This window comes from Thermogemmatispora sp., from assembly GCF_019683635.1.
GTDB lineage: Bacteria > Chloroflexota > Ktedonobacteria > Ktedonobacterales > Ktedonobacteraceae > Thermogemmatispora.
Genome location: NZ_JADGIA010000101.1, coordinates 1 through 18,155 on the forward strand (window position 1 = coordinate 1; position 18,155 = coordinate 18,155).

The 18,155-nt window shown below is 60.5% G+C and carries 12 protein-coding genes and 1 pseudogene; 2 read left to right on the forward strand and 11 right to left on the reverse strand.

The window, feature by feature from the left end; genetic code table 11:
* Positions 1 to 565, forward strand: a pseudogene (locus tag IRZ31_RS12380) (hypothetical protein); the annotation flags it as partial.
* A gap of 130 nt (positions 566 to 695) precedes the next feature.
* Here IRZ31_RS12380 and IRZ31_RS12385 read toward each other — a convergent pair.
* The 9 genes from IRZ31_RS12385 to glgP form a co-directional block, all read right to left on the reverse strand.
* Entirely contained in the window at positions 696 to 1,574 is an 879-nt protein-coding gene (locus tag IRZ31_RS12385; RefSeq protein WP_297154103.1) for a hypothetical protein, read from the reverse strand.
* Between the two features lie 59 nt (positions 1,575 to 1,633).
* The gene (locus IRZ31_RS12390) at positions 1,634 to 1,936 is read right to left on the reverse strand and encodes a 4Fe-4S dicluster domain-containing protein (RefSeq protein WP_297154105.1); all 303 of its coding nucleotides are present in this window, start codon (positions 1,934 to 1,936) and stop codon (positions 1,634 to 1,636) included.
* A gap of 77 nt (positions 1,937 to 2,013) precedes the next feature.
* A complete protein-coding gene (locus IRZ31_RS12395; protein WP_297154107.1) occupies positions 2,014 to 3,324 on the reverse strand; it encodes an FAD-dependent oxidoreductase in 1,311 nt (436 codons plus the stop codon).
* A 270-nt stretch (positions 3,325 to 3,594) separates the two neighbouring features.
* Positions 3,595 to 4,542, reverse strand: a complete 948-nt coding sequence (locus tag IRZ31_RS12400; RefSeq protein WP_297154109.1) for a zinc-binding dehydrogenase — start codon at positions 4,540 to 4,542, stop codon at positions 3,595 to 3,597.
* Between the two features lie 190 nt (positions 4,543 to 4,732).
* Positions 4,733 to 5,764, reverse strand: coding sequence for an electron transfer flavoprotein subunit alpha/FixB family protein (locus tag IRZ31_RS12405; RefSeq protein WP_297154110.1), 1,032 nt, complete (start codon positions 5,762 to 5,764; stop codon positions 4,733 to 4,735).
* Positions 5,765 to 5,830: 66 nt separating this feature from the next.
* Complete coding sequence (locus tag IRZ31_RS12410; protein ID WP_297154112.1) at positions 5,831 to 7,990, reverse strand: glycoside hydrolase family 15 protein; 2,160 nt, start codon at positions 7,988 to 7,990, stop codon at positions 5,831 to 5,833.
* 206 nt (positions 7,991 to 8,196) lie between these two features.
* Positions 8,197 to 10,203: a mycofactocin system FadH/OYE family oxidoreductase 2 gene (locus IRZ31_RS12415; RefSeq protein ID WP_297154113.1), complete on the reverse strand. Its 2,007-nt coding sequence runs from the start codon at positions 10,201 to 10,203 to the stop codon at positions 8,197 to 8,199.
* 78 nt (positions 10,204 to 10,281) lie between these two features.
* On the reverse strand, positions 10,282 to 12,300 hold the full coding sequence (locus IRZ31_RS12420) for an FAD-dependent oxidoreductase (protein ID WP_297154115.1): 2,019 nt from the start codon (positions 12,298 to 12,300) through the stop codon (positions 10,282 to 10,284).
* Positions 12,301 to 12,402: 102 nt separating this feature from the next.
* Positions 12,403 to 14,946, reverse strand: coding sequence for an alpha-glucan family phosphorylase (gene glgP / locus IRZ31_RS12425; RefSeq protein WP_363325665.1), 2,544 nt, complete (start codon positions 14,944 to 14,946; stop codon positions 12,403 to 12,405).
* 566 nt (positions 14,947 to 15,512) lie between these two features.
* Here glgP and IRZ31_RS12430 point away from each other — a divergent pair.
* Positions 15,513 to 16,028, forward strand: coding sequence for a hypothetical protein (locus IRZ31_RS12430; protein WP_297154119.1), 516 nt, complete (start codon positions 15,513 to 15,515; stop codon positions 16,026 to 16,028).
* A gap of 53 nt (positions 16,029 to 16,081) precedes the next feature.
* Here the strand turns inward: IRZ31_RS12430 and IRZ31_RS12435 are convergent, their stop codons facing one another.
* Both IRZ31_RS12435 and IRZ31_RS12440 read right to left on the reverse strand, forming a co-directional pair.
* Positions 16,082 to 16,783, reverse strand: a complete 702-nt coding sequence (locus IRZ31_RS12435; RefSeq protein ID WP_297154121.1) for a response regulator transcription factor — start codon at positions 16,781 to 16,783, stop codon at positions 16,082 to 16,084.
* Between the two features lie 360 nt (positions 16,784 to 17,143).
* Complete coding sequence (locus tag IRZ31_RS12440; RefSeq protein WP_297154122.1) at positions 17,144 to 17,728, reverse strand: GTPase domain-containing protein; 585 nt, start codon at positions 17,726 to 17,728, stop codon at positions 17,144 to 17,146.
* Between the last annotated feature and the right edge of the window lie 427 nt (positions 17,729 to 18,155).

Below are 18,155 nucleotides of genomic sequence, written 5' to 3' on the forward strand. Positions count from 1 at the left end.
GATTTATGTGCAGACGACAACGGATGTGAACACGGTGATGGCCAAGATTGAGGAGCTGGACCGCAAGCTGGATGGAGGGCGGCATCAGCTCGCCATCGGACTCACCGATGATGCGACCTGGCCGCTTATCTGGTATCTGCGTGACTACCCCAATGTCTGTCTGCAGTACCCCAGTGGCTGCCCGGCGATAGCCAAGAGCATTCCCGTGATCATTGCGGGCGGCGATAGTATCGCCAACGGCTTCCAGCAGCAATACGCTGGCCCCAACGGCGACTATCTCTATCATGAGTACCAGATGCGCTCGTGGTGGGATCAAGGCTACATGCCGCCTCCTTGCATTCCCAGCGCCAAGCAGCGATGTGGACCGCCGGCTCCCTATGTTGGGGTAGGGCCGCTGCTGTGGCTCAGCTATGGGGACAATCCGCCGCCGGGGGCGCACTTCAACCCGGTGCTGGCAGCGGAACGCATCTGGGCCTGGTGGTGGCAGCGTCAGCCCATAGGACAGGATGCCGGCTATTACCCAATGGCGCTTCTCATCCGTAAGGGCCTGGGAGTTACACCCTGAGCTGGTGCCGATCCTGAGAGAGAAAAGGATCTGCTGCCCTGGCGGAGCAAGTGCTCTATCAGGACAGCAGGTAATCTGCTGCAGCCTGCTCGCCCTCTGCTCTAGATGAGCAGGCTGCCGAACTGCTTATTCAGACAAAGCCTCGTTCTTTCAAAAAGCGCACCAACTCGTGGGCCAGCTCTTCAGGCGATCCCTCGACCAGGCGAGCCTGCCGTCGAGACGTACCACCGGTGATAATCGCTCCGATACGTTCAAAAGGACTCAGCTGACTATCGGGGATGAGAAGGCGATGTGGCCGCGGGCGAGGCGTACGTACCTCAACGATTGTTGTCTCCTCTGCCTCGAAGTCAGCGGCAAACTGGGGCAAACTCAGCGGGTCGCGCACAGTGATCATGGCCTGCAGCGCTGCCAGGTGAGCAGGCAAAGAGGGATAGCGCGGCTCATTGAGCGTCTCGTGTACAGTGAGCAACAGGGGAGGCCTGGCCAGTAGCCGCTCGCGGTAGCCGCGTTCCAGACGGCGAGTGACTCGTAAAAGGAGCTGGCCCGAATCCTGCTGCGCCTCCAGCCCTATCACGCCCGTAATTTGGGGCAGGCCCAGGTAGGCCGCCAGCGCTGGCCCCACTGTCCCAGAGGCCCAGTCGCTGCTCTGTTCCCCGCAGAAGATCAAGTCAGGCAAGGAGGGATCAGCGCGCAAGCGCGCTGCCAGCGCGGCTGCAATCGTCAATGGCCCCCAATCAGCAGCGCTCGGATGCCAGAGACGTTCGATAGTATCGGCTCCCATTGCCAAAGCGACGCGCAGCACCTCCTCGCTCTCGCCAGGCCCGAGGGTGAGCGCGAAAACTGACCCTGTTCCTGATTGCTCCTTCAAGCGCAGGGCCGCCTCCAAGGCACAAGCATCAGCGGCATTCAAGGTCTGGACGAAGCGTTCCGTATCGACCTCGCCACTGACGGGATCAACATAGACCGAACTACAATCGGGAGCCTGCTTCAGACAGACAGCGATGCGCATGGTCTCTCCTTTGTTTGGGCCTTCCCTGTGCTGTGATCAAGTCTGAGTTGGAGAGCCTCTTATGAGGCTCGAAAACTAACACCCCAGCCTCCGCGGGGATAATCCCACTCGATGGCTTTGCGCTCGCAGGCCACATAGCACGTACCGCACTCCAGGCAATGCTCGTAGGAAAAATGCATCTCGCCCCCGAGAATCTCGAACAGTCCCGCAGGGCAGACATAGACGCAGGGAGTCAGGTCACAGCCTCGGCAAGCCTCAGTATTAACGCGAATATGTGGCCTCTTATCGACCTTGAAACGCACCAGTTCCAGCCGTTCTTCGATAGGCTGGGTCACCACTGGCTCAGATGCTATCTGTTGCATAATCACGTGTACTCCATGCACTCCTCAAGCGCACTAAAAGACAGGGCAGGAGAAGCAAAGCGCGTCTCGCCGGATTCTTAAAAGAAGAGCGCGCGCCCCGCCTGCCACCCATCGCGCAGGAGGGTCCAGAGCGAGACCTTGCTACGTAGCGCCGTCAGGATCGTTGACCCTAGCTTCTTGCGTGGCCTGCCCTCAGAGCGAAAGACCTGTTCAGCCGCCTGACACAGCAGTTCAGGATAAAGATTCTGCAAGCGCTCGTTGTTCACAAAGGCAGGAGTCAGGCGGAAGCGCTGCAGGTCCTGCAACACAAAAGACTGCTCCAGGCGTTTCTGATAGCCTGTGAGAGTCGTTGTAGAAAAATCGCCGTGTCGGTGAGCCTCCAGCACCGTTTCAGCGGCAGCCAGGCCGGAAGCCACAGCGAAGTTCATGCCTTCTAGAAAAATGCCAGCGGCGAAGACCAGGGCGGCGGCATCGCCAGCCACCAGCAGGCCAGCGCGCACCAGGCGGGGAACAAGCTGCCAGCCTCCTTCGGGAATCATATGGGCCGAGTACTCCAGTGTCACGCCATCGCGCACCAGAGGGGCGACCGCTGGGTGCTGCTTGAAGCGATCGAGCAGCTCATAGGGTCTGACCCGCTGCTGAGCCAGCGAGGCAATCTGGACAATGATCCCGAGCGAGAGCGTGTCGCGATTGGTATATAGAAATGCCCCGCCTTTGACGCTGCCAGTGGCCTCGCCCACATACTCGCTGGCCATACCCTCGTCACCCGTCAGATTGAAACGCTCCTCGATCGTACGCGCTCCCAAACGGAGCACCTCCTTGACGCCCAGGCTCATCTCTTCTGCGGAAAACTCCCGTTGCAGGCCAGCTTTTTTGGCCAGGAAGGAGTTGGCCCCGTCAGCAGCAATGACCACGGGGGCATAGAGGGCACCATCGTCACGCCGACATTGAACCCCGATAACGCGCTCCCCTTCGTAGAGCAGGTCATCAACCACTGTCGAAGTAATGAGCAGCGCGCCGGCCTCGGCAGCCTTGCTGGCCAACCAGCGGTCAAATTTGGGGCGTAGAACCGTCACCCCATTGTAAGGAGGGATAGCGAAATGACGGGTGCGGAAGTCGAGTGAGAAAGCAGATTCCTTCCCCAGGAAGGTCAGTACTCGGCGCGTGATATAGCGCTCGAAAGGAGCCTCGTCCCAGAAAGTGGGGAGCAGTTCGGCCAGCAGGCCAGGCGCATAGAAGACCGCTCCGGAGACATTTTTGGCACCGGGATACTCGCCGCGCTCGATCAGAGCCACGCGCAAACCGGCGCGCGCCAGCACCAGCGCTGCACTACTTCCCGCCGGCCCGGCACCCACAACGATCACGTCAAACTGCTGCTGCGCATGCATCGCTTCGTCTCAGCTTTCGTCGTCACACTGTACTGCTGTACTGCCTGTACCGCTGCTTCGCGATCAGCTCGTGCCAGCCTGGCCTGGCATAGCCTCGGAGCACGCTCCTTTGCTACGTTGCACTGCTCATAGCTACATCGCTAGCTGCTACGTAGAAAACCTGAGATACTGGAGGGAGGGCCGGTCTGAAGCAGGTCGGACAGACGATGCTGGGGACACGCTTGTTATGCTCCAGACCAGCTTCCCACCTCTTCCTGGCCTGATAGTGACTCAGCCGTGCAGGAGGACAATCTTGCCAGTAACCTCACCTGCCGCCAACAGCCGATGAGCTTCAGCCACCTCGCTGATCGGCATAACGCGCGCTATGATCGGCGAGACTGCCTTCTCGGCGATCAACTGCAGAATGCGTTGCTCATTGGCAGGCGAGGTGCGCAAGGTGCCGCCGCCGATGACCTTCACTCGTTTGAGTCGCCAGGACTGCGTGTCAACAGTAGAGTGCTGGCCGCCCAGGTTGCCGATCAGCACCACACGTCCGTCGCTCACGCAGGCATCGATGCTATCCTGCAGGGTGGTGCCGACTAATTCAATGACCAGGTTGACGCCGTGAGCATTGCGCACTACCTGACCGACCTTTTCCTCTCGATAATTGACGATCATGTCGGCTCCCAGGCGGCGCAGCGTCTCGGATTTCTCCGTGTTACTGGCTGTCGTGGTGACCCAGGCACCGACATGCCTGGCGAACTGGATGGCCCAAGTTCCGACTCCACTTGCGCCCGCCCATACGAGCACGCGCTCACCTGCCTTGAGGTTCCCCAGGTCGAACAGCGCCGCCCAGGCCGTCGAGGCCGCCAGACCAGCAGCTGCCGCCTGCTCGAAAGAGACCTCATCGGGAATGCGCACCAGGTGAGAGGCAGGCACCGCGATCCGGCTGGCATAGCCACCACCCCCACGCGCCTCCGGCGCCCGCGTGGTGAGCACGCGCTCGCCTGCCTTGAAACCATTGCTGTCCTCGACTACCACGCCCGCCGCCTCTAGACCTGGCGTGTAAGGCAGGTTGGGTACCGGCCTACTGCCAGCCCGCTGAAAAAGATCCAGACGATTAACGGTCGTTGCTTTCACGTCGACGAGCACTTCGTCTGCTGCGGGAACAGGGTCCGGGACCTCGCGCAGTTCCAAAACTTCGGGTCCGCCGTAACGAGCAAATTGCACAGCTTTCATGGCGATGACTTGCTCCTCGCTTCTCATGAATCGTCAGGATGTGTTGCTCCTGGCTTGATATATTGTATCCATTCCGCCTGGTGACTGGCAAAACCAGAAAGAATGCTAGCAATCAGCCAGCCAGCTCTATCAGGTCAGGCCAGATCAGACAGAGAGGTAAAAAGAGCAGTAGAGGACTGAACTGAAACGCTTAGACCCCTACCGACTCTTCTTGTAGCAGCCGGATGGCGCGGCGCAGAATCTCTCTGGCATCGCCTAAAAGTCCCAGATCGGCCAGAGCAAAAATCGGAGCGTTGCGATCGGGGTTGATGGCGATGATGGTTTGGGCCTCCCGAATGCCGCTGGTATGTTGAGCTGCGCCTGAAATACCACAGGCAATGTAGAGTCTTGGGCTGACGCTTTTGCCGGTCGCTCCAATCTGGCGCTCTGGCTCGACCCAGCCACGATCGGTGGCTACGCGACTGGCTCCCACCGCCGCACCTAGTAGACGAGCGAAGGTGGCAAGCTCGGCAAACCCCTCGCGGCCAACACCTCGACCGCCTGCGACGATCTTGTCGGCGGCCTCTAGCTCTACTTCCTCCGCTGCAGGGGCCTCGATCCCAAGATGCTGCAGACGCGGGCTTTGCTCCTCAATGGCCAGTGGAAGCTGATAGCGAATCACCTCTGGCTCCGGCGAACGTCCCAGCTGAGAACGGCTTGCCGGCGGTGTTCCCCGCGTGCCCGGCACAAAGGTCACCAGCGCCGGCAGCCGTCCTAGCCGGGTGCGAGTCTGGACATAGGCCCGCCCGCCGTACAGCGCTCGCAGCGTTAGCAGGGCGTCTTGCTCCAGCGCAAAACGCAGGCAGCGCGCCGCAAAGGGTAACCCAAGCTGCGCCGCCAGGCGCGGGGCCCAGTCCTGGCCATTGGCCGTCGCGCTGGTCACAATCAACGCCGGCGTGTGCGCTCGGATGAGCCAGCTCAGCGCCGCAACATAGCCCTCGGTTGTGTAACTCTCCAGGGCGGGATGCTCCAGCACATAAAAGCGTTCAGGCACGATGGTCTTGAAAAATGGCTCTGTGCTCTTATCGGTGGCAGTAGGGAGAGGAGCGCGCAGCTGCACCGCGCAAAGCTGCAATCTGCCTGAATGTTGCTCGGCCAGCTCCTGTGCCTCCGCAAGCACCTCCTGATTGTACTCAGGGGGCAGGCCATCTTGTTCCTGTAGCACGACCCAGAGTTCGGCCACGCTTTCACCTCGCATCAGCGCCGCATAGTCGACAGCATTTGTTGTTGACGAGACTCACCTGTTCTCTCAAGCTCCCCCGGGTGCGAGAGCCTGGAGCCGGCCCTTGGCTCTGAGCACCTGGGTAACCAGCACAAACATGGCGTGGGACCAGCCAAGCGGCATAATCCAGCAGGGTTGGCCATCCTGACGACTGATTTGCTCAGCCAGCAGATCGAGAGCAGTACGATGTTCGACGGCCCAACGATAGAGCTGCTCGGCTTCAGCAAGATGTCCCGCCAGCGCCTCATACCAGGCCAGCCAGAGCGTGCATAGCACCCACGGATTCCCCCCGCGATAGCTATCCCCCTGGTAGCGCAGAATCCCACCAACAGGGCTGCGTAGCCGTTCGGCAATAGCTCTGGCTGTGGACTGCACTCGGGGATCGGCTGGATCAAAGACACCGCAGGGAACGGCCAGACCCAGAATCGAGATATCCAGTGTTGGATCGCTGCGGCGCGCACGCCAGCGCCGACCCCGGATCTCGATCGCGACCTCATCGGCTGGCAGCGGCGTCGTCCCTTCACCTTCCAGCGGAGCCACTTTCAAGCGTCCCCCGCGCAGAAAATGACCCACCGACTCGCTCCAGAGGTGCTGCTCAATGGCCTGCTTCAAGCGAGAGGCGGCACCCTGCCACTGCCGCGCCTCAGCCTCTTCACCCAGGAGGGTGGCAAGGTGGGCCAGGGTGGCGAAACCGGCCCAGGTCGTGGCGCAGGCATAGGTGCTGATGCCGTCGAACTCCTCCCACAGATCCTTCGTGACCGGAGCCAGGCCCGTCTCCGGGTCCAGCTCGCGTAACATATAGTCTCCGGCCCGCTTGAGAGCTGGCCAGGCCAGGCGCGCATACTCTATATCTCCGGTCAGCTCCACGTGCTGGCCCAAGGCCCAGACAAAGATGCCGATCTCATCAAATTGAATCAGACCCCAGGTTGGTGCCAGGTTTCCCTGCGTATCATAACGCTGGTACCAGCAACCAGCAGCCTCCTGCGTCCGCAAAGCCCAGTCAAAAAAGGCGCGGGCACGTTCATGCTCGCCGGCCACATCGAGAGCATAGGCATTGTAGGCCCCATCGCGCAGCCAGCACATACCATATCCCCCGCTTGAACGGAAGGTCGGGTCCACCTCTGGCGCGGCGATGATGGCCCCCGTCTCCCGGTCGCTCAACAAATGGAGCACCATGAGCGAGCGCTCGTAGAGCCGACTAACCTCATCTTCTGTACCATTGAGAGCGAAGCGTAAGCAGCGCTGGCGCCAATAGGCGAGCGTCTCCTCAAGCAACTGACCGCTGTTGCCTCGCTGCTGAGTCAGGATCGTACGCACCGCTTCTAGCCGGCGACCGAAAGAGAGCAGCAGGACCCCGCTGTGGCTGGCCCCGGGAGGCAGCTCACCGATGTTGTGGCGCAGGGCCGCTGCTACCTGACCAATAGCAAACTCCTGGCGGCTGTAGCGCTGCTCAGCGGCCATCTGGAAGGCTGCATCGACGGAGCCGTAACGGCTCTGTTCACAGGCGAAATCGGCCACGGGCCAGTCGCTGCCCAGGGCCAGATAGCGATCAGCATGGAAGAAGGTCAGCAGCTCCGTCTCTGGATCATACCAGGCGCAGTTGCCCGCTGGGCGCAGATCGAAGTCAATAGCAGCGTAGGTGAGCAGGCTACAGCGCAGAGGAGCCTGCCCCATATTCGTCAGGCGCAGCTCAATCACCAGCAGATCGTGCTCGGGATGGACAGCGAGGCGACGCTCAATGAGCAGCCCGAGGGCGGATTGCTCCGAGCGAGCGCTGACCACGGTGCTGGACGGCAGATAACGCAGCTCGTGCGACCAGCCTTCTTCTGCCAGCCAGCTCACCTGCGGCGTCCGATCCTCGCGCTCGACCTGGACTCCCTGGAGCAGGGAACGCACATGTGGACCACCGTCGATGTGCGGATAGAAGCATTGCACGGGGGTCGCTGTCTCATCCAGACAAACGAGCAGCCTGCCATTGCCGAGGAGCGCGCTATAGAGCCAGGCCAGGCTCAAGGCCCGCTCTGGAGGTAGAGGAGGAACGCTTGCACGCCGGGCAGGCGACTCCATCAAATAACGGGCATTGAGACCCGCGCTCAGCTGAGCAGCCAGATCAGTTGAAGATGACGCGGCAGTCTGGGACTGCTCCCCTTGCTCTCCTGACGAAAAGGAAGAACGCTCAACAGACATATCTACTCCACAAACAGCATTTGGCCTAGCGCTCACCGCTGGCTGAAGGCCGACGACTGCCGGCGGGCCAGAACCAGGCAAAATCTGGGTTCCTGGCGCCCTGGGTTCAGCACAGGGGTTTCCCTGTATTGTAGCATCTCGGGCGAAATCGACAAGCCTCGAACCTGCTCGGAGAGCCGGAAGCCGGGGCCGGCGGAGCTGAAGCCTCAAGCACTCTCGACAGCGCTCAGACCCTCTAACGCCAGTGCTCGCCCGACGCGCTCACCGTCGAGAATAGCATGCTCCACACGTCGCGGCGCCAGACAGTCTCCTACACGATAAAGGTGAGGAACCCGACCCTTGAGGTCCTGATAGAGGGCCTCATCAGCTACCTGGGGAGCGACCACGACCACCAGCGCCAGGTCCTCAATAGTGCGGGCCTGACCGGTATAGTTATTGACAATGGTCGCCCCGCCGGGCTGCAGGGCCGCCAGGTAATGATGTGGAGTGAAGATCGCTCCGTGAGCAAGCATGCGACGATACCACAGCTCGATATCCAGTGTCACACTGAGGTCGCCACCGACGTAAAACTGTGGCGTCACCACCTCAACCTGACAGCCGCGCTCGGCTAACAGCTCTGCCACGCTTGTCGCCTGGTGGAAGCCAACCTGATCTACGATCAGAACGCGCTGGCCGGCAGCCGCGGTTTTCTCGCCGAGAAGCACCTGCCAGGGATTGGCCACATGGGGCAGATCGCCGCCTGGCACTGGGACCGGCCCGGGACGGGAGCCGGTGGCGAGAATCACCGCGTCTGCCTTCTCTCTCAGGATGAAGTCGGCGTCGACCTCGGTGCCTGTGATCACCTCAACCCCCACCTCGGCCAGCTCGCGCTGCAGATTCCGCGCGGCATCGCCAAACTCAACGCGACTGGGCACCCGTACGATCAGGTTGATCTGGCCCCCAGTTTCTGGCTGGCGCTCATACAAACGTACCTGGCCTCCGCGTTGAGCAATCACCTTGGCCGCCTGCATGCCCGCTGGCCCACCGCCCACCACAAGCACCCGAGGACGGCGAACGGCGCTCCGCAGCGAGGGCCGCGAGGGTAAGGGCCGGAAGAGCAGCTCGTTTCCCGTGGCCGGCGTCTGGATACAGCCCAGACTGAGATTCAGCCCCATGCGTCCGATGCAATACTGATTGCAAGAGATACAGAGGCGGATACTCTCGCTATGCCCCTCGCGCGCCTTGCGGGCGAAAGCAGGATCACAAATCTGGCCGCGCACTACATCGACCATGTCGGCCAGCCCTTCGCGCAGAATACGCTCCGCCTGGACGGGGTCCTTGATGCGCCCGGTACAGAAGACCGGCAGCTGTACGACCTCGCGCAGTCCCGCCGAGACAAAGAGCTGATAGCCGGGCGGTGTATGCATCGACCCCTCAACCATATAGAGATTATGAAATTCGCCGATGCTTGTATTAATGAAGTCGAGCTGTCCAGTAGCCTCCAGGCGCAGAGCGATCTCGCGCACATCGCTGAAGGTCAGGCCCCCGGGGATCAACTCATCGCCGCAGAGGCGAATTCCCAAAGGGAAATCGCGACCAACCTCGGCGCGAATGGCCTCGATGACCTCCAGCACGAAGCGCAGGCGATTCTCTAATGAGCCACCGTAAGCGTCACGGCGCCGGTTGTAGTAAGGGGAGAGGAATTGACGGATCAGGGAGCTATGCGAGGCTTGCAATTCGGCCCCATCGAAACCGCCCTCGCGTACATGGCGAGCCACCAGGGCGTAGCTGCGCACGATCTCGGCAATCTCCTCGACCTCGATCTCCTTACACATCTCGCGGTGGATGGGATCGACCAGAGGAGAAGGGCCGAGCACGGGGCGGCGCGAGTAGATACTGCTCGCCTGCATGCCGTTGTGGTTCAGCTGGGCAAAGATGCGCGTCCCATAGTCGTGAACGGCGCGTGTCAGACGGCGATAGGCGGGGATTACCTGGGGATCGAAGCCGTGGATCAGTTTTTGATAGGCCCAGTCGCTGGGATGAACCGACTGCTCCTCGGTAATGATCAAACCGCAGCCGCCACGAGCGCGCTCAACATAATAGGCAGTCAAGCGCGGGCCAGGTTGATTCTCCTCGGCCAGGTTCGTCAAATGAGCGGCGAAGACGATGCGATTGGGTACGACCACTGTACCAATGCGCAGCGGCGTAAACAAATACTGAAACTGGCCTGCCATTGGTGGACCCTCCTGTGCTGCTCAGGCGCATGCTTACCTGCTCTCTGCTACGCTCACGCATAGGCTGACTGCTGACGCTCAGGCCCAGAGGCCAGCCTGGCGCCCCTCAGCGATCGCCTGCTCAATGCGGCGAGGTGCAAGGCAATCGCCAGCGCGGCGCAGACGAGCGAGGTGTCCTTTCAAGGCGAAATAGAGATCCTGGTCGGGCTGCTCATAGACTCCCAGAACCACCATGTCGGCGGGCAAGGCGCGCTCCGCCAGGGAGAAGCGATCGCGCACGACCACCTGTCCAGGCTCAATGCGCACAACGCTGGTATGGGGTGTCATGACCACGCCGCGCGAAAGTACTCGTCCCAGCCAGGCAGGCAGATCGTGGGTAGCGACCAGATCGCGCCCGACATACCAGTCTTCGGTCACAATCTCGATCTGCCATCCCTCATTGGCGAGCAGCTCCACTGTCGAGAGCACACCATGTGAGGCCGTCTCATCGATCACGACGGCGCGCTGGCCAGCCCCAGTCACGCGTTCACCCTGCAGAATGCGGCGCACGTCCAGCACATGAGGGAGGTCATGACCGGGAAGCGGCAGCAGACCCTGGCCCGCTTTCGCCCCTGTAGCCACAAGCACCGCCCCAGGACGCTGCTCCAGGAGCCAGGAGGCGCTCACGGCTATGCCGGTCTGCAGCTCGACTCCCAGACGCTGGCATTCATCCACCAGATAGTCGATGATGCGGCGCAGTGAAGCGCGTCCCGGCGCCCGCGCGGCCAGGGCCACCGCCCCACCTGGCTCCGACTCGCGCTCGAACACCACCACCCGCCGCCCGCGCAGAGCGGCAGTGCGTGCCGCCTCCAGTCCTGCCGGACCTGCCCCTATCACGACAAAGGCTGCAGTCAGTGAGGGCATCTTACCTGTAGAAACCTGGCTGCCCTGGCTCTGGAGACCTTCCGCGGCTGGCTCGGTGAGCAGAGAAATGGAAGGAGGCCAGGGATGCAGCACATCAGGGTTGACGTTACAGCTGAGGGCGGCATTGAGCAGGCCACGCACCTGGCAGCCCTGGTTACAGGCCAGACAGGGTCGTACACGCTCCGCCTTGCCCACCTGAGCCAGACGCGGCAAAGCAGGATCGGCGATCAGAGGCCGGATCATCTCAACGCCATCGGCCTGGCCTGCCGCCACGATTGCCTCCGCTTGCTCGGCATCCATAATGCGACCAGCGGCAAAAACAGGAAGCGAGACCGCTTGCTTCACGGCTGCCGCCAGTGCTACTGTATAACCTGGGGCGACATGCATGGAGGCGTGGAAAGGAAAGAGGTGGGTACTCAGGATGCTGCCCATCGTTACCGTCAGGTAGTGTACCCGACCTGTCTCGGCCAAGCGGCGGGCGATCTCAACCCCCTGCTCTGGCGTGAGACCGGCCCACGGTGCCAGCTCATCGACACAGAGGCGTACCCCGAGAATATAGCGCCCCTGCAGGACGGCAGCCACAGCCTCGATGGTCTCCTGCAGGAAGCGCAGACGGTTTTCCAGTGATCCCCCATAGGCGTCGCTGCGCTGATTGGTTAACGGCGACAAAAACTGACGCAGCAGCGAGCGATCGGCGACTTGCAGCTCTACCCCATCGGCTTCGCCGCGCACGGCGTGCTGAGCGACCAGGGCAAAACCGGCGATGACAGCGCGGATATCCTCCAGCTCCATCGCTTTGGGAACCTCGCGCGTGGCCACATCGGGTACGGCGGAGGGCGCCCACAGCTCGCGCTGATGATGGTCGCTCACTCCTTGCTGACCGTTGTGGTTCAGCTGAACGATGGTGAGCGCCCCGGCAGCATGCACACGGGCGCTCACCCTGGCCAGGGCCGCTGGCGTTTCGGGCAAATAACCAAACAGGGCAGCCTCGTATGGAAAATCGGAGACGTGAACGATGTGCTCCTCCAGCACGATGCTGCCGACACCTCCTTCGGCCCGGCTGGCGTAGTAGTCGCCATGCTGCTCACTCAGCAAATGATGGCGGGCGAAGTTGGTCGTGTGACTCCCAAAAATCAGACGATTGCGTGCCTCTCGCGGCCCAATGCTGATGGGTTGAAAGAGTTTCGTCTCCATGCTCATCATGGCGTAGGGCGGATTCTCCTCTGGCGGCAGTGCCTGCGCCGCCCGTTCTCATGGACAAACAAGCAACTGGACTGCTGGCTTGGCTCCCACCGCTCAAGCCCAACGCACCAGGCCCATATCATGTTTGCCCGCCAGCAAGGGATGATTGGGCAGCACACGTACCCCATAGACCAGGCTGCCGCTCTCCTCCGGCTGGAAGCGGGCCTCGTAGCGATACGAGCCATCCTGCTCCTGATGCTGATATTGCATGGGAATAGCCCGTTGATTAGAGACCTGTTCACCGTCCCCGCTCTCGCCATAGACCAGCTCGACCAGCAGATCATCCGGGGTAATCTCTGGCGCGCGCACCCAGGCACGTACTTCGATTGTCTCGCCCAGGCTGAGCTGACCCTCGCGGCGTCCCTCCACATAAAGAGCCAGGCCCTCCCAGCGCTGCTGAATGCGCTCTTTCCACTGAGCCAGAGCGCGGGCCAACTCGTAGGCATTCTGCTCGACTCGCTGGCCCTGCTGAATCTGGGGTACGTAAAAGCGTGTCGTGTATTCCTTCACCATCCGTCGCGTACTGAAGTGGGGAGCGCAGGAGCGGATGGCTTCTTTCATATAGCTGATCCAGCGATGAGGCAGACCGCTATTGGCCAGATCGCGCTCATAGTAGGTAGGGATAATTTCCCCTTCCAGGAGAGCGTAGAGCGACAGACTGTCGGCCTCATCCTGAACATCGGGATTGTGATACTCGCGCTCCTCGCCGATGGCCCAGCCGTTACGTCCATTGTAGGCCTCGGCCCACCAGCCGTCGAGAACGCTGCAATTGGGCTGCCCATTCAAAGCCGCCTTCTGGCCGCTGGTGCCGCTAGCCTCGTGGGGGCGAATCGGATTATTCAGCCAGAGATCGGTCCCTGCCACCAGGTAGCGCGCCATATCAATATCGTAGTTTTCCAGGAAGATCACCTTGCCGCGGAAATCGTCGCTACGCGAGATCCGATAGACCTGCTCGATCAGGGCCTTGCCAGGTTCATCGGCGGGATGGGCCTTGCCTGCAAAGATAATCTGTACCGGACGCTCAGGATTATTCATAATGCGTTTCAAGCGCTCCGGATTGCGGAAAATCAGCGTTGCCCGTTTATAGGTCGCAAAGCGGCGGGCGAAGCCAATCAGCAGGGCCTCGGGATCAAGCATACGCTCGAACTCGGCCATCTGCAGTGGTCCCTCACCCAGGCGCAGATGCTGCTGTTTTAAGCGTCGGCGCACGTAGTCGATCAGCAAGCGCTTACGCTGCAAATGCACCTGCCACAGCTCCTCATCGGGAATCTCCAGCACACGATTCCACAGATCCGGCTCATCGACGTGTTCCGCCCAATCCGGCCCCAGGTAGCGCTGGAAGAGAGCGTTTATCTCGGGAGCCACCCAGGAGAGGGTATGGATACCGTTGGTAATCGAATCGATAGGTACCTCATCGGGATCGACGCCTGGCCAGAGAAACTGCCACATCCGACGCGAGACCGCTCCATGCAGCTTGCTCACTCCATTATGCTGCCCGGTCAAGCGCAGAGCCAGCACCGTCATCCCGTAGGTTGGCCCCCAGCCATGATCTTCGCGGGCCACCTCCAGAAACTGCTCGCGCGAAAGGCCAAGCTGGCCCCAGTAGGTGTTGAAATACTTATCGATCAGATCATAGCTAAACGTATCATTGCCCGCTGGTACCGGTGTATGGGTCGTAAAGAGGGAGCTGGCGGCCACTACCTCGCGTGCCTCGCGGAAAGTCAGCCCGCAGGCGACTAGCTCGCGGCAGCGCTCCAAATTCAGGAAAGCAGCGTGTCCCTCATTGATATGCCAGACAGCCGGAGAAATGCCCAAAGCTCGCAGAGCGCGCACTCCGCCAATGCCCAATACAATCTCCTGGGAAATGCGCATCTCGCGGTCGCCACCGTAGAGGCGGGCCGCCAGCTCACGATCGGCGGGAGCATTCGGTTCAACATCGGTGTCCAGCAGATAGAGGGGAATACGACCCACCTGGACGCGCCAGACCTTGGCATGGATGCGCCGTCCCGGCAGATCAACGCTGATCAGGACCTCATTGCCATCGGGGCCGCAGGCCGGAGTTGCCGGCACCTGGGAGAAGATCAGCTTATCGTAGAAAGCCTCCTGAATACCCTCGCGAGTGATGCTCTGTCGGAAGTAGCCCTGGGGATAGAGGAAGCCCACTCCCACCAGCGGCAGGCCCAGATCGCTTGCCTCCTTACAATGATCGCCTGCCAGGATACCCAGGCCACCGGAATAGATGGGCAGAGCTTCGTGCAGGCCAAACTCAGCCGAGAAGTAGGCGATGACGCACTGCTCCAGCTCTGGATAGGTGCGGGCGAACCAGGTGCTGCCCGGAGCCGGATGCATATAGCGGTCGAATTCCTCCAGCACACGATCGTAGACCTGCAGATACTGGGGATTATGAGCGGCCTTCTCTAAATACTGTGGTCGCACCTCGCTCAGAAAGTGGACAGGATTATGACTGACCGCCTCCCATAGTTCGGGATCTAGCGCGCTATAGAGCGTGCTGGCTTCGGGGTGCCAGCTCCACCACAGATTGTAAGCAAGCTCATAGAGGCGGCTAATCCGGGCGGGCATGATGGGGAAAACGGTCATGCGTCCGAATACTTTCACGGAAATCAAGCTCCCTTTCTTCGCTTACTGGACTGGCCTTTGGGCTATGTTGTTAACTCTCGCTATCCGTAGCCCGTGACCGGCAAGAGGTCAAAGGCCACCGGGGCGGACCTCCCGCCGCAAGGCAAAGCTTGTTTCAGGGTACCACAGCCGGCAAGAGGAGGTCCCAGTCTGCACCCTGGGTTCTCGCTCCGCTCGTCAGGCCCTGGAGGCGCAGGTCTGGCAGCGCCGGGCCTGTAGCCTGTAAACCATAGACAGGCTCAACCTAGCTTCTTGCTCCTCTTCTCATTCTCATTATGGCATATCGCTTGAGCGATATGCCTTCCCTCCGCTGTGGGAGGCTTGTCTTTGCCAGGCATCTTCGACTATACTTGGCAATACTGGATGAACCAGGTGCTTAAACGAGACGGCGAGCGCCAGGCCCGCAAGTCAGTCAGCCAACAGCCAGCCTGTTTGGCGGCAAGCGAGCCGTCGCTGATCAGCTCGTCAGGACCTTATAGACAGCAGGCCAGGCGCATCTACTCAGAGGAAGGAGAAAAGGTATCAGCATGAAGCGGCGACAGCGTATCCAATCGCGTACCTGGAAGATCAGCGGCTTCGTCGGAGCGCTTCTGCTGGTGATTGGCCTGGGCTGGTTTATCCTCCTGCTCAGACATCCCCAAGGAGGGCTGAGGCTGCTCGTTCCCCACCTGGCCCAGACCAGTCAGACCTCGGCGGTCCAGCTGCCCGCCCTCTACACCGCTGGCGTTATTCTTGGTACACCCTCCCAGCCAGCCAGCCTTAGTCAGGAAGAGGCGCTTCTGCTGGCCAGCCAGTGGGAGCCAGAGGTCGCCAGCAAAGCCAAGAAGGTCCTGGCACGCTATGTCCTCCTCACCTACATTCCGCACACCAGCAACCGGCCCCAGATTGAGAATGCTCCAGCCTGGATGATCATCTACGAGCAGGTACCGCTGCAACCCGCCGATGCCTCGGTTGATCCCACACCCTTCCCGCGCTCAAGCTATGACTTTTATCTGTTTCTTGACGCTCGGAACGGCAAGGTGCTCCTCAGTCTCTGGACCTAGCGAGCCTACCTGGCTCAGTACTGCCTGCAGCCTGCCCCCGCTCTGCGCTGGCCTTACGTATCCTGGATCTTAATCCAGCCGTGACGCAGAGCATGTACTACCGCGGCGGTGCGATCGTTAACCGCGAGCTTTTTGAGAATCGACGTAATGTGATTTTTCACGGTCTGATCGCTGATTTTCAAAGACTTAGCGATCTCCTTATTACTGTTCCCACGGGCAATGTAGTCCAGAATCTCGATTTCACGGCTGGAGAGTGGGGAATAGCTCTCCTTGCCGTCGCTCTCAGTGGCACCATCGTGAGAGGCCGCCGGCAGCTCGCGCAACGACTGCAAGACACGGCTGGCGATCTGAGGCCGGGCCAGCACCTCGTCATTGATCAAATACTCACCGTGATTCACGCGCTGCACGGCCTCGATCAGCTCCTCGCATGAAATATGGCGGGTATAGTAGGCGGCGGCGCCCACCTTGATCGATTGAAAGAGGCGCTCCTCATCCTCGGAAGGAGTAAGGATCACAATGGCCATCTGGGGGGCCAGCTGGCGGAGCTGGCGGGCCAGCTCAAGGGCGTCGGCGCTCTTGAGGCCGGCATCGAGGAGGATCACCTCGGCTCCCGGCTCGCGCGCCAGCGCCAGAATCTCGGCGGGGTTAGTTGACTCGCCCACAACAGTGCAATGGCCCAGGCGCTCAAGCGTATAGCGAATTCCTTCGCGGAACAGCGGCTGCTCATCAACGATGATGACACGGATAGTCTCCATAAGAACCTCGCAGCGGGACAGTCGATCGATCAAGCGGGCGGCCCGGCGCTTTGCCTGGGCCGCCTCGAAGTGATGGCCTTTCCTCTCTTTGTGGATGCAAGGCCAAACCTCCCTTCATAGAGAGGGAGAAGATAACCAAACCAGGTTTCGCTGTATTATACACAGAAAACCGTCGATGAACAACGAGTAAGACAGGAGCAAAGTTGCTCTACATAGACGGTGGAAGAGGCACGGGGAGAAAGAGTTGCTGAAGAAAAGGTCGGGCCATCCTGCCAGTCAGAGGAGAAGCGGCGACTCCTTGCCACGGGAGGAGAGCGAGACGAGCGAGCGCGTAGGCGCGCACACCGCTAGCAAGCTGGACTAGATGCGTTCGAGGCGGCGGAGCGTCGCGTTGATGGCGACGCGCAGGCATTCGATCACGCCGTAGCCTGTGACAGCGACGGCCTCGAAGCTAGGGAAGCGGTACGGGTTCAAGTACTGTTCCAGCACCGACACTGGTAGAATATCCTGCAAGTCGCGCTTATTCCACTGCATCACCAGCGGGAACTCAGTGATATTCTTGTTCATGCGGCGGAGCTGTTCCTGAAGCTCGTTCCAGCTTTCGATATTTTCCTGCAATTTGCTGGCCTGGGAATCGGCCACGAAGATCACGCAGTCGGCCCCTTTCAGCACCGAGATCCGCGTTTGCTGGTAGAGCACCTGACCGGGCACGGTGTAGAGCTGAAAACGGATTGAGAAGCCATTGACCTTGCCCAGTTCCAACGGCAGCAGATCGAAGTAGAGGGTACGCTCTGTCTCGGTATCGATCGAGACCATCTCACCCACATCGCGGGGATCGACTGCCTGATAGATATAGTGCAGGTTTGTTGTCTTGCCGGAAAGACCAATGCCATAGTAGACGAGCTTACAAATGATCTCGCGTTTGGCCATATTAATCAGGGACATAGGTGGTCATTCTCCTCATCCGCTCGCTGGTGTGCCTCGTCGTGGTAGCGCGTCGTCTCCTCTTCTCTGTAAGAGGAGGGCACCGTGCCTATGAATCTCAGCAACAGTCCTCTCGTGCGAAGCAGTACAAAAGGTATTTCCTGGAATTATCGAGGGAAGCTTGCGTTTCAGCGCAAGACGTCCCACGATGTTGGTGACTTCAGTATACCAGAGTCATCCGTATCTGGCAAGGACTCCGGCTCCTCTTTCCTGCTTGTCCCGAAGCAAGGGACTGGCGGCCTGATCGGGCATCAGTGAAGCCCTGGCTGGGCCTGCCACGGCTACCCAGTTGACGAATCCAGGGGAAAGGGCTAGACTAACGGGTGACAGTGACGCTGAAGAAGCTTTCAGGAAGGTTGGGAAAGATGGCTGTACCTGCTCATACCGA